At 57.3% G+C, this 13,259-nt stretch carries 10 protein-coding genes; 5 read left to right on the top strand and 5 right to left on the bottom strand.

Annotated elements, in window-relative coordinates; translation table 11 throughout:
• Positions 1-11 precede the first annotated feature (11 nt).
• Positions 12-1,574, top strand: coding sequence for an efflux transporter outer membrane subunit (locus AC2FIS_RS01635; RefSeq protein ID WP_496771731.1), 1,563 nt, complete (start codon positions 12-14; stop codon positions 1,572-1,574).
• A gap of 3 nt (positions 1,575-1,577) precedes the next feature.
• Here the strand turns inward: AC2FIS_RS01635 and mprF are convergent, their stop codons facing one another.
• Positions 1,578-4,187, bottom strand: coding sequence for a bifunctional lysylphosphatidylglycerol flippase/synthetase MprF (gene mprF, locus AC2FIS_RS01630; protein WP_496771730.1), 2,610 nt, complete (start codon positions 4,185-4,187; stop codon positions 1,578-1,580).
• Between the two features lie 98 nt (positions 4,188-4,285).
• The gene (locus AC2FIS_RS01625; protein WP_058277712.1) at positions 4,286-4,714 is read right to left on the bottom strand and encodes an Lrp/AsnC family transcriptional regulator; all 429 of its coding nucleotides are present in this window, start codon (positions 4,712-4,714) and stop codon (positions 4,286-4,288) included.
• An 86-nt stretch (positions 4,715-4,800) separates the two neighbouring features.
• Between AC2FIS_RS01625 and rocF the strand changes: the two genes are divergently transcribed.
• From rocF to ocd, 3 genes are read left to right on the top strand one after another with little or no spacing between them, the layout of a single operon-like run.
• Entirely contained in the window at positions 4,801-5,721 is a 921-nt protein-coding gene (gene rocF / locus AC2FIS_RS01620) for an arginase (RefSeq protein WP_496771729.1), read from the top strand.
• On the top strand, positions 5,721-6,641 hold the full coding sequence (gene ctlX / locus AC2FIS_RS01615) for a citrulline utilization hydrolase CtlX (protein ID WP_496771728.1): 921 nt from the start codon (positions 5,721-5,723) through the stop codon (positions 6,639-6,641). Before rocF ends, ctlX begins: the two co-directional genes overlap by 1 nt.
• A gap of 6 nt (positions 6,642-6,647) precedes the next feature.
• Positions 6,648-7,691 carry an ornithine cyclodeaminase gene (gene ocd / locus AC2FIS_RS01610; RefSeq protein ID WP_496771727.1) on the top strand — a complete coding sequence of 348 codons (1,044 nt, stop codon included), beginning with the start codon at positions 6,648-6,650 and terminating at the stop codon, positions 7,689-7,691.
• 52 nt (positions 7,692-7,743) lie between these two features.
• On the opposite strand, the gene AC2FIS_RS01605 is transcribed toward ocd, so the two are convergent.
• The 3 genes from AC2FIS_RS01605 to dctP form a co-directional block, all read right to left on the bottom strand.
• Positions 7,744-9,147, bottom strand: a complete 1,404-nt coding sequence (locus AC2FIS_RS01605) for a TRAP transporter large permease (protein WP_108858838.1) — start codon at positions 9,145-9,147, stop codon at positions 7,744-7,746.
• 3 nt (positions 9,148-9,150) lie between these two features.
• Positions 9,151-9,780: a TRAP transporter small permease subunit gene (locus AC2FIS_RS01600; RefSeq protein ID WP_496771726.1), complete on the bottom strand. Its 630-nt coding sequence runs from the start codon at positions 9,778-9,780 to the stop codon at positions 9,151-9,153.
• 63 nt (positions 9,781-9,843) lie between these two features.
• Positions 9,844-10,860: a TRAP transporter substrate-binding protein DctP gene (dctP, locus tag AC2FIS_RS01595; RefSeq protein WP_058273822.1), complete on the bottom strand. Its 1,017-nt coding sequence runs from the start codon at positions 10,858-10,860 to the stop codon at positions 9,844-9,846.
• Positions 10,861-11,287: 427 nt separating this feature from the next.
• Between dctP and acs the strand changes: the two genes are divergently transcribed.
• Complete coding sequence (acs, locus tag AC2FIS_RS01590) at positions 11,288-13,252, top strand: acetate--CoA ligase (RefSeq protein WP_496771725.1); 1,965 nt, start codon at positions 11,288-11,290, stop codon at positions 13,250-13,252.
• Positions 13,253-13,259 lie beyond the last annotated feature (7 nt).

The following is a 13,259-nucleotide window of genomic DNA, read 5'->3' as shown; positions in this document are numbered from 1 at the left end:
GGACGCATATGATGACCCGGGCCAGACTTTACCGCCGACTGATGGGTACAGCCCTATGCGCCGCCCTTCTGGTCGGTTGTGCGCCAGTTGGCCCGGACTTTGTGCGCCCGAACTCTCCGGTCGTGAAGCAGTGGATTGAGGTCAACACCCCAAGCACTGGTCAAAGCGGTCTAACCTCGCGCAGTGCGCCTGTGGTGAAATGGTGGGAGACGTTCAACGACCCCACCCTCAATAAACTAATCGCCGAGGCCTATGCACAGAACCTGGACTTGCAGGTTGCCGGTTCGCGCGTTCTGCAGGCACGCGCGCAGTTGGGCATCGCATTTGGCGAGCTGTATCCGCAATCACAGGCCATCGGCGCATCCATTGAACGCCGCCAGGTCAGCGACAACCTCGGGCCGATTTCCGATATCCGCCGGATCATTCCGTTGGACACCGAGTTTTCGACCTCGCAGGTCGGCTTTGATGCCCAATGGGAGCTGGACATCTGGGGCCAGCAACGTCGGGGCGTTCAGGCCGCGCGATCCAATCTGGCGCTGCAAGTGGCCAATTATGACGACGCGCTTGTCACGCTAACCGGCGATGTCGCGGCGCTTTATGTCAACATTCGCGCCTTGCAGGAGTCGCTGGCAGTGGCGCGCGACAACATCAAGTTGCAACAGGAATCTGCCGATCTGACCCAACTGCGGTTTGACAATGGCGTAACAACCGAGCTGGACGTGCAGGAATCCACGGCCCTGTTGAACAATACCAAGGCCTTGGTGCCAGAGATTGAGAGTGATCTTCAACAGGCCAAGAATGCATTGGCCGTGCTGCTGGGAACCACCCCTTCCCGCATGACCAGCCTACTAGGCAATTCCGGGCGGATACCCGCTGCGCGTACAAATGTGTCCGTTGGCGTTCCCGCCGAGCTTCTGCGCCGCCGTCCAGACGTTCGCGCAGCCGAGTTGGCAGCGGCCACGCAATCGGCGCAGGTCGGGATCGCTTTGGCCGACCTTTATCCGCAATTCATCCTGTCAGGTGCAATTGGCCTGCAGGCCTCGGGCGGGCAGGACTTGTTTTCAGCAGGCAGCAACACCGGGCTCGCGAATGCCGGAGTGGTCTGGAACGTGCTCAACTATGGCCGGATCAAAAACAACGTCCGCGCGCAGGACGCGGCCTATCAGGCGTTGATTGCCAATTACCAGAACACCGTCCTGACCGCCTATTCCGAGGTTGAAAGCGCGATGGTGGCTTATGCCCAGTCACGCAAGCAAGTTGGCTTCTATGAAAAAAGCGTCGCGGCGTCGCGCAAAGCGGCTGATATCGCCATCGACCAGTACCGGGACGGTATCGCCAGCTATTCGCGTATCCTGAACACCCAAACAGCCCTGCTGCGGTCTCAGGCTAACTTGATTCAGGCCCGCCAGCAGGTTTCCAGCAATCTGGTTGCGGTTTACAAGGGATTGGGTGGCGGTTGGCAGATCCGGCAGAACCAAGAATTCCTGCCAGAAACCGTTCTGGCCGAAATGGCATATCGCACGGATTGGGGCGATCTGCTGGAGAAAACCCCGACCCGCGCCAGTCTGAACTGAGTGTTACTTCGTCAGCCCGCGCAAACCGCCTGAAATCAGGATGTTCACTTCGTACAGAATACGTGGTGCTGCCAGCCCACCGGGGCTGGCGAGGTAATTCGGGCTCCATTCTGGATCGAACTTCTGCTTGAAGGATCGCAGCCCTTCGAAGTGATAGAACTGCTCGCCGTGCTCATATACGAACCCGCCGACGCGGTTCCAGAAAGACGCAAGTTGCCGGTTCTCAATCCCCGAAAACGGTGCCGCCCCCAGCGAGAACCAATGGAACCCCTGCTCTGCCCCCCAAGTCATCATCTCGGCAAACAAGGCGTCCATGATAAAGTTCGACCCGTCCGGCTCATACCGCATCAGGTCCAACGACAATTCGGACTTGTTCCCGCCTTGGAAGAGGTTGGCGAAGGCGACGATCTTTCCCGTATCTGCCTTCTTCAGCACCGCGAAGTCGAAATAGGACAGGTATTCATCGTCAAACCCGCCCAAGGCAAAGCCCTTTTCCTCACCAGCTTTATGCTCCAGCCAATCGTTTGAAATCTTGCGCAATTCGGGCAACGCAGGGCCCACTTTGTCCTTCGGTATGATCTCGAACACATACCCTTCGCGTTCGGCCCGGTTCTTGGCCTGACGGAACCGCTTGCGAGATTTACCGTCCAGCGAGAAATCTTTCAACGGCACGCGCGCGACCTCTCCGATCTTCAGAATAGACAGGCCCAGATCCAGAAATGTCGGCAGATACTTGGTCGATACGCTGTAGAAGGCGCAGAGCTTGCCCTCGCGGTCGGCCATTTCGCGCAGTTGCCAGATCAATTGCTTTCCGGCGGTTTCATCCCCGACCGGTTCCCCCTTGGTGATCAGCGCATTGCCTGTGTCGGCATAGGCCAGAAATGCGTCATCGTCCGGTGAAATCAGGAATTGCTTGTCGCCGGTCAGTGAAATCTGCGACTCGGTGTCTTCGCTCTCCATGACCAGACGTTCAACAACCTCGGGGATCTCTGTCCGGACCGGTTCCGGAACCTCGCGCCCAAACAAAGAATTCACGGCCACCACGCCAAGGATAACCGCCACCACAAGACTGGATCGCAAAAAGCGTGAGGCGTCACCGTTCCACGCGAACTCCCACCACAAGGCGTTCTGATATTCGACATGCGAATAGGAAAACAGCCCGACCCAAAAGACGACCAAAAGCAAGGCGATCACGCTGACCAACCAAGGGATGTTCAGGCGGAATATCGAAGCCCCACTGACCCGGTAAAATGCCCCGCGAAACGTCGCCAGCAAGCCGATCGTCGCCAACATGCTGATCGCCTCATGGGTATCCAGGCCCTTGGTCAGCGATGCGACGAACCCGGCAACCATCAGCAGCATGGCCACTATCCATGCGCGGTACAGCTTGCGGAACAGGCCGCGTGAAACAAGGATCAGCAACACTCCGACAGCGCTGCCAGCAAGGTGTGAGGCTTCGACAAAGGACAACGGCAGGAAGTCCCGCAATGCGCTAAGGTTCTGGCTGCCGGCAGGCAACGCCCCGGACACCAGCAGAATGACACCCGCCACAGCTGCGACACCGGCCGCGACCATCGGAACAATCGGACGGATCACGCGGTAAACCCACGTGGCCGCGCCACCGATGTGATGTCGATGCGTTAGGGCCGAGGCCACCGCGATGGACAGCGTCGCAATGGCGAACGGCAGGAAGGTATAGATCAACCGGTAAAGCAACAGGGCCGCGATCACGTCAGACCGACCCGAGGCCCCTAGCCCGGCGATCAGCGTAGCCTCAAACGCGCCAATTCCGCCCGGGGCGTGGCTTAGAATTCCAACGGCGATGGCGCCAATGTAAATGGTGAAGAAGAACGGAAACCCGACCCCGAGGTCATCCGGCATCAACACATACAGCGTCATTGACGCCCCAAACAGGTCGCCCACCGCCGCCAGCGTCAGCAATCCGGGCAGCTTGCCGCCCGGCAGATTGAACCCTAAACCACCGGTGGCCAGCCTGCGCCCACCCTTGGAAAGCCATATGAAAAGCGTCGCAAAACCAACAAGCAGGCACAGTCCCATCACGGTTTCCACCGTGTCACTTATGGGCAGAACCTTGGACACGCCATCCGGATGAAAGGTTAGCAACCCACCCAGAAGCAGAATGAAACCTGACCAGAATGCGATCCAGGATGTGGCAATCACCCCGGCAACCCGACCCAGATCAAGACCCAGAGACGCATAGATCCGATACCGGATCGCTGTACCGGTGATGTAGGAAAACCCAAGGCAATTCGACACGGCGTAGCCACAGGCCCCAGCCATGCCAGCGACAGGCAAAGGGACCTCGCCATCCGCCACACTTTGCACGGCAAACACATCGTAAAGTGAGAGAGATAAAAAGCTAACAGCCGTCCAACACAGGGCGAAAAACATCAGTTTCCACGATGTATTCGCGACGTCGGTTTGTACATCAGCCCATTTGACGTGCGAAGACAGCTCGTGCAGGACGGTCAGGGCAATAAGCGTGACCAGAATCGGTATCGCGATCCGGACAAGGGGCTTTTCAAGAAACCCCGAAACCCGTTCGGCCAGGCGTACAGCCCAGAGTTCTTCGACATTTTCATGAGTTGCCATGCTTTGTCCCTGCTCTCAGGCGCGATCACACTCTGCACGATCGAAACGCGCAAGCCGACTTTTGCACATTTTCGTTCAGGCTCAAAGCACTACGGGGGTCACAACCGACCTTTGCGGGTGGACAGCAGCAGGTTGGTCTCGGACTTGGTGATCCCCTCCATACGGCGAATCTGGAACAGCACCTCGTCCAGCTCGGCCAGTGTTTCGGTCCAGATTTCGGCGATCAGATCCCAGCTGCCGTTTGTGGAGTGAACAGCTCGCACCTGGCGCATGGCGGCAATTCGGGCCATCGTACGCTCGGTCCCGCGGCCTTCGATTTCCAGCATCATCAAGCCGCGCACCGGGCTTTGCGCCACGTCCTGACGGGTGAGTACCGTGAACCCAACAATCTCTCCGGATTGTTTGAGGCGCTGCAGGCGGCTGCGAACCGTAGTGCGCGTCACACCCAGCGTTTCGGCGAGTTCGGACAGGGACGCCCTTGCATCCCGGTGCAAGGCGCTGAGCAGCCTGCTATCCAAATCGTCCATGACTGCTTCTCATTTCGTTTATCCGAATGCCATTTTGAACATTTTGCTGTCTTTTCGCAAGCCATCACGAGGGTCTAGATAGTCATATGGATACGCAAAATGTAATATTGGTTGGCGCACCGATGGACGCAGGTAAGCGTCGTCAGGGGTGCCGCATGGGCCCGGACGCCTACCGGGTGGCCGGTCTGGAACAAGCTCTGACTGACCTCGGGCACCAAGTGTCGGATATCGGCAATGTCAGCGCCGATCCGTCAGATGAACCGGAGCATCCACACCTTGTGGCGCTGCCCGAATGCATCGGCTGGACCAGCGCCCTGAGCCGCGCCGCACAGGAAACCGCGCCGAACGGACTGCCGATTTTTATGGGCGGCGATCACGCTTTGTCCATGGGCACAGTTGCCGGGATGGCAGCACATGCCGACGGGATCGGGCGACCATTATTTGTGCTTTGGCTTGACGCCCATAGTGACTTTCATACACCTGACAGCACCGGCAGCGGCAACCTGCACGGCACACCGGTTGCCTATTTCACCGGGCAACCCGGGTTTGACGCCTTCCCTCCGCTGGCTGCGCCGATTCCAACGGATCGAGTAGGCATGATTGGTCTGCGGTCCGTGGACCCGGCTGAACGTGCTCGATTGGAACAGGATCAGGCCATGCTGGCAGACATGCGCAGCATTGATGAGCACGGCATCAAGGCACCTTTGATCGCGTTCCTCGACCGAGTACGCGCAGCAAACGGTATCCTGCACGTCTCGCTGGACGTCGACTTTCTGGACCCTTCAATTGCGCCCGCCGTTGGCACCACTGTTCCCGGCGGCGCGAGCGAACGCGAAGCCCATCTGGCGATGGAACTGCTGCACGAAAGCGGACTCGTCTGCTCGCTGGATTTGGTCGAACTGAACCCGTTCCTGGATGAACGTGGACGAACCGCAAAACTGATGGTCGACCTGGCCGCGTCCCTGTTGGGCCGCCGCATCTTCGACCGCCCGACCCGGAGTTTCTGATGAATTCCCTTCAATCTCCTTCCGCTGTCGTCATGGTTCGACCGCATGAGTTTGTGTCGAACCCAGAGACTCGCCATGACAATGCGTTTCAGACACTGGCACATCGATCCGCCGAAGCGACTTCAGCAGCCGCGCGCGATGAACATGATCGCGCAGTCGAACAACTGCGCGATGCAGGCGTCACAGTTCATGTATTTGATGATCACGGCCAACAAAACACGCCGGACAGTGTCTTTCCCAACAACTGGTTCTCGACACATCCCGGCGGACACATTGCAATCTATCCGATGTTTGTTCCGTCGCGTCGACGCGAACGCCGCACAGATGTTATCGAGTTGTTGAAACAGGTATACCGCGTTCAGGACGTGATCGATTATTCGGGGCTGGAACAGGACGATCTCGCACTGGAAGGTACCGGAGCAATGGTTCTCGATCACGTCGGCCGCATCGCTTACACGGTCAAGTCAAACCGCGCTGATCCCGTTTTGTTGGAGCGGTTCTGCACGAACTTCAACTACGAACCCATCGCGTTCGAAGCTAGGGACGACGCAGGCCGAGACGTTTATCACACCAATGTCCTGATGGGGATCGGCACACAGTATGCACTGATCTGCCTCGACATGATCATCGATGCCGAACGCCGCGCGACCGTGCAGGCGCGATTGGAAGAATCCGGTCACACCGTCATCGATCTGTCCCATGACCAGATCGCAAACTTTGCTGGAAACACCATCGAGCTTAGTGGTCGTGATGGGCTCGTGCTAGCTCTTTCCAGCCGCGCCAAAGATGCGCTGACGCCCCAACAGACCGACATTATCGAAAACAGCGCCACTCTGCTTCCGTTGTCGGTTCCAACCATTGAAACAGCCGGAGGATCAGTACGTTGCATGATCGCCGGTATCCACCTTTCCCGCCGATAGGAGACCATGATGCAACCTTCTGACAAGGCGCTTGTGCCCTTTGTATCCGTCGACAACATGATGCGGCTGGTGCACCATATCGGGCTTGAAAAGATGATCACTCAGATCGCGGCTCAGATCGAATCCGACTTCAAACGATGGGAGAGCTTTGACAAGACCCCCCGCATCCCGGCGCATTCTCCCCATGGCGTAATCGAACTGATGCCGACCTCGGATGGTGAGGCCTATGGGTTCAAATACGTCAACGGGCACCCCAAGAACACGTCTGAGGGCCTTCAGACCGTGACAGCCTTTGGCCTTCTGGCCGACGTCTATACCGGCTACCCTACGCTTTTGACCGAGATGACGATGCTAACCGCCCTCCGCACGGCGGCAACCTCGGCCCTTGTCGGCAGCTATCTGGCACCCAAGTCATCGCGTGTTATGGCGATGATTGGGAATGGCGCTCAGTCCGAGTTCCAATGCCTGGCGTTCAAGGCCATGTGCGGGATCGACACTGTGCGCCTTTACGATACCGATCATGCAGCCACCGAAAAATGCGCGGCAAACCTTAAAAATTCCGGTCTGACGGTGGTGCATTGTAAAACACCCGAGGACGCCATCGAAGGCGCTCAGATCATCACGACCTGTACGGCGGACAAGAAAAACGCAACGATCCTGACGGACAACATGGTCGGACCGGGCGTCCACATCAATGCAATTGGCGGTGATTGCCCCGGCAAGACCGAACTACACCGCGATATTCTGCTGCGCTCGGACATCTTCGTCGAATACCCGGAACAAACACGCATCGAGGGCGAGATCCAGGCCTTGGCCGAGGATCACCCAGTGACCGAATTGTGGCAGGTCATGATCGGCCAGGCCAAGGGCCGACGCGACGACCGACAGATCACTCTGTTTGATAGTGTTGGCTTTGCGATCGAAGATTTCTCAGCCTTGCGCTACGTCCAGTTTGCCATCAAAGGCACTGATTTCTTTGAACCTTTGGATATGTTGGCAGATCCGGATGATCCACGGGATCTGTATGGGATGCTGATGCGGGCGAGCTGAAGAACCCGCACTTCACGTCGACTAGCCCCCGGTTCACCACCGGGGGCTTTTTCTATCCGGCCAATGACGGCAGGTAGAGTACGATACCGGGAAACGCCACGAGCAGCGCGATCGTTACGCCGTCGGCGATGAAGAACGGCGTAACGCCCTTGAACACATCCTGAACGCTCAGATCCGGGCGCACCCCGGCAACGACGAAACAATTCAGGCCAATAGGAGGCGTGATCAGGCAAAACTCGGCCATTTTCACCACCAGAATACCAAACCAGATCGCACACATCGGACCTGACATGCCAAAGGCGCTTTCGGCGGCACTGACCGTCTCACCCCCGTTCAGGGCCATTACCGCCGGGTAAACCACTGGCAGCGTCAGCAACAGCATCCCAATGGCGTCCATGAACATGCCCAAGACCGCGTAGGCCAGAAGGATGCAGATCAGGATCAACATTGGCGACATTTCCAGTGAGGTAATCCAGTCCGAAAAAGCGCCTGGAAGATCCGCGAACCCCAGAAACCGTACGTAGATCAGCACCCCCCAGATGATCGTGAAGATCATCGCGGTCAGTTTGGCAGTTTCCAGAAGCGCCGACTTCAGTTCGGGCCAACGCATCCCGTGGAAAAGGGCGAAACAGAAGACGATGAAGGCACCGATTGCTCCGCCTTCGGTTGGAGTGCCCCAAGCCTTTTCTCCAAACGGGTTATAGACAAAGCAGATGATGATCAGGATCACCGCGACAATCGGAAAGGCGCCCGGCAGTGACGCAAAACGCTGCTTCCAGGTGAAACCTGTTACCGGTGGACCAACGTTTTTGAACACAACCGCGATGCCGACGATCAGTAGGCCGTACACAACGGCCGAAAATGCACCGGGGATAAACCCGGCAAGCAGCAGTTTGCCCACATCCTGCTCCACGATGATCGCATAGATCACTAGGATCGCGGATGGCGGGATCAGGGACGCAAGTGTACCGCCCGCTGCAACCACTCCGGCGGCGAATTGTTTGTTGTAACCAACCTTCAGCATCTCGGGGATAGCGATCCGGGCGAACACCGCCGAAGTTGCCACCGACGCGCCGGAAACGGCCGCGAACCCGGCTGTGGCGAACACAGTCGAAACCGCGAGCCCGCCGGGCACCCACGCAACCCAACGTTTAGCGGCCTCGAACAACGCACGCGTCAGGCCCGCGTAATAGGCCAGATAACCGATCAAGATAAAGGTGGGGATCAGGCTGAGTGTATGGGCAGCAACCTTGGAATGGGGCACTTGCCCCGCCGTCTTAACGGCAACAGTCAACGCTTTGCCGAAGCGATCAGGATCGTATCCAAACTTGGCCCAGAAAATCCAAACCAACCCGACCAGCCCCGCAAGACCCGCCGCAAAGGCCACGCGCATTCCGGTAAAAACCAGAACCAGCAGGCCACCTGTGACCCACAAGCCAATTTCAATCGAGTCCATGTGCTAGTCCTGCCCTTCGAATTGCTCGGCCTCGGCGGCGGCTTGTGCGGCGGCGTCCTGGATCAGTGGAACGGCTACTGGGCTTTCGGCCCCTACGATCAACGCGCGACCATATCCCCAAACCTGAAGTAACAGCCGTAGGCAAAGCACCGAGAACGCCACAGGTGCCAGCAGTTTGGCGGGCCACAGCGGGATACCGATATCGATTGAACTGTCCCGGCTCCACATCGGCGCGCCAAAATCGAACGAGCGGTCAAAATGGGACCAGCTACCCCAGACCAAGGCCAGCATCAGCAACAGGATCAGAAGAACCGAAATAAGCTCAAACAGCCAAAGCGCCCGCCCGTGCAGGCGTGAGATGACAATGTCCATCCGGATATGACCGCCATCGCGCTGAACATATGAAATGCCCAGAAATGCAATCATTGGCATCGCCTGTTCGATCCAGTCGACATAACCGGGCAAAGGCGCGTTGATCGCATTGCGTCCGCTGACCGAGACAACCGCCAGAACCATAAGACTGAACACGGCAAGGCCGCTGATCAGAGCCAGAAACCGCTCTAACCTCAACAACTTACGGTCCAAAGAACTCAGGAGGCTGTTGTCTTCAAGCACCGTGGCCTGTCCTGCCATTGCGGTGTTCCCCTGTATTTTTATTGGTGTCCGGATGCCCCGATGGGCATCCGGATTTTGCGTCTAGTTACCGCTGCGTTGTTGTTCCAGCGTGGACTGGACCAGATCATACAGGTCCTGCGCAGGAATACCCTGAGCGGACATATCCTCAATCCACTGTGCCCGGATGGGATCGGCAGCTTTGGTGCGGAACTCTGCGATTACCGCATCATCGATCTGTACCTTTGCGACGCCCTTTTCATCCAAAACACTGTCCCACTGGTCCAGCAGCGACCCATAATTGGCCAGATAGTGATCAATCGCTTCGTCGATCGAACTGTCCAGCGCCTCGCGATGCTCAGCCGGCAGTGCCTCATAGGCATCGATATTGACCACAACCGGGCAATTCACAGTGCCGGGGTTCAGGTTGGCCGTCCACCAATCCGCTTCGTTGATGGTGCCAAAGGACAGATGCGCGTGCTGAGCAAAGGCAACCGTGTCAACGACACCGGACTCCATTGCGTTAAAGGCTTCGGTTGCAGGAACCGAAGTCGGCACACCACCTACCGCCTCGAATGCCTTGCCCAGACCACCTGTGGCGCGGACACGCATGCCTTCGAACTCGGCAAGTTCGTCACGCGGGTCGCCGGTTCCGACGATGTTGTACTGCGGCATCGGTGAGGTCATGATGATACGCGCATTCCACTGCGCCATCTCATCCTTAACGGCAGGGTGATCGTAAACCGCGTGGCTGACGGCAACTTCCTCATCCAGGTTGTTCACGCCTAGGAACGGCAGTTCCAGAACGGTGATCGCGCGGTTTTTGTCGCGATGATACCCGGCACAGAACTGAGCCATCTCAAACGCACCAATTTCGATTCCATCCAAGTTTTCGCGCGGCTTGGACAGGCCGCCATAGCTGACATTGATGGTGAAATCGCCGTTTGTCTTTTCGCTGACCAACTCAGACAGTTTCTCAACATGCTCGGTGAACGCACGACGTTTGCCCCAGACCGACGCATTCCATTCAGTTGCGGCTGCCTCGGACACGAACGCAACACACAAGGCGGCCACAGCAGAGCCGCTCAAAATCTTTTTCATACTGATTTCTCCCTTTGCTGCACCCCCTTACCGAGGCGCTTGCGGTCAAAGCTAGCGCCAACATCGGAATGTGCCAACCCCCGGTCGGCATTCATGGCCAGCAAGGAATGGCACCGTTGAGCGCTAACAACCGAAAGGTGAGTCTCAGATGCTATTTAGCTGTAATCGGGCGGCTTATTTCCACACAAATTTTCATTACAGCCAAAGCTATGTAAAAAAACCACTATTTCCCAAGGTGGCCTCTTTCTTTACAAAATCACTCCGAGCTAAAAAAATAATTTACAAACTAATCGTGAGAAATCGGTAATTTATTTCCTTGTTTTCAGCTCTCCGTATTATTGCGCATAAGGAGGAAACAGATCGACATCGCCAGTTCAGCAGGCAAAATCGGTCTGATTCAATATGATCCAGAGGGAGGAGCCTCAGAATGACAACCGCTGCCCAGGCAGAAGCCAATACCTTTCCGCCGTCCGCCGAAACCGTGGCCCGCACGCATGTTAACGCTGAAAAATACACTGAGATGTATGCGGCTTCGATCAACGATCCCGTCGCGTTCTGGGACGAACAAGGCAAGCGGATCGACTGGATCAAGCCCTACACACAAGTCAAAGATGTAAGCTATGATTTCGGCTCGGTCGGAATCAACTGGTACACAAACGGCACGCTGAACGTTTCGGCCAACTGCCTGGACCGCCACCTGAAAACCCGCGGCGATCAAACTGCGATCATTTGGGAACCGGATGATCCAAAAGACGAAGCGCAGCACATCACCTATGCTGAGTTGCACCGCCGGACCTGTCGGATGGCAAACATTCTGGAATCGCTGGGCGTGCGTAAAGGCGACCGCGTCGTGATCTATATGCCGATGATCCCCGAGGCCGCCTATGCCATGTTAGCCTGCGCGCGCATTGGCGCGATCCATTCAATCGTCTTTGCGGGTTTCTCACCAGATGCTCTGGCGGCGCGCGTCAATGGCTGCGACGCAAAGGTTGTGATCACCGCAGACGAGGCCCCGCGAGGCGGCCGCAAGACTGCGCTGAAATCCAATGCGGATGCTGCTCTTCTGCACTGCAAAGACACAGTGAAATGCCTGGTGGTCAAGCGCACCGGTGGTCAGACCACATGGATCGACGGCCGCGACTATGATTACAACGAAATGGCGCTTGAGGCCGATGACTACTGCGCACCCGCTGAGATGAGCGCAGAAGACCCGCTGTTCATCCTCTACACCTCCGGCTCGACCGGACAACCCAAGGGTGTGGTGCATACCACCGGCGGCTACCTGGTTTTCGCATCGCTGACCCATGAGATCACCTTCGATTACCACGAGGGCGATGTGTATTGGTGCACGGCTGACGTGGGCTGGGTCACAGGCCACAGCTATATCGTCTACGGCCCGCTTGCCAACGGCGCGACTACACTGATGTTCGAAGGTGTCCCTACCTACCCCGACGCAGGCCGTTTCTGGGAGGTGTGCGCCAAGCACAAGGTCAACCAGTTCTACACCGCACCAACCGCAATCCGCGCGTTGATGGGGCAAGGCAACGAGTGGGTCGACAAGCATGATCTGAGCGACCTGAAACTACTGGGCACCGTGGGCGAACCGATCAACCCTGAAGCCTGGAACTGGTACAATGAGGTGGTCGGCAAAGGAAATTGCCCCATCGTTGACACGTGGTGGCAGACCGAGACCGGCGGTCACCTGATGACCCCCCTTCCCGGTGCACACGCGATGAAACCGGGTGCTGCCATGAAGCCATTCTTCGGCATTCAGCCCGTGGTTCTGGACCCGCAGTCAGGCGTAGAGATTAACGGCAACGGCGTCGAAGGTGTTCTGTGTATCAAGGACAGTTGGCCTGGTCAGATGCGTACCGTTTGGGGCGACCATGAGCGGTTCGAGAAGACCTATTTCTCGGATTACAAAGGCTATTACTTCACCGGTGATGGCTGCCGTCGTGATGACGATGGCGACTATTGGATCACCGGCCGAGTGGACGACGTGATCAACGTCTCGGGCCACCGCATGGGGACCGCCGAAGTCGAAAGCGCGCTTGTCGCGCATGCCGCCGTGGCCGAGGCCGCCGTGGTCGGATATCCCCATGAGATCAAAGGGCAAGGCATCTATTGCTACGTCACTTTGATGAACGACCGTGAGCCGTCGGATGAGCTGCTGAAAGAGCTGCGCACTTGGGTTCGGACAGAGATCGGTCCGATTGCATCACCTGACGTGATCCAGTGGGCTCCTGGTCTGCCCAAGACCCGCTCGGGAAAGATCATGCGCCGTATTCTGCGCAAGATTGCCGAGAACGACTTTGGCGCATTGGGTGACACTTCGACTTTGGCTGATCCGTCGGTGGTCGAAGACCTGATCGAAAACCGTGCGAATAAGTGAGGATGTG

This window comes from Ruegeria sp. CDSB113 (assembly GCF_059611045.1).
This window is presented reverse-complemented; position numbering and strand designations above follow the sequence as displayed.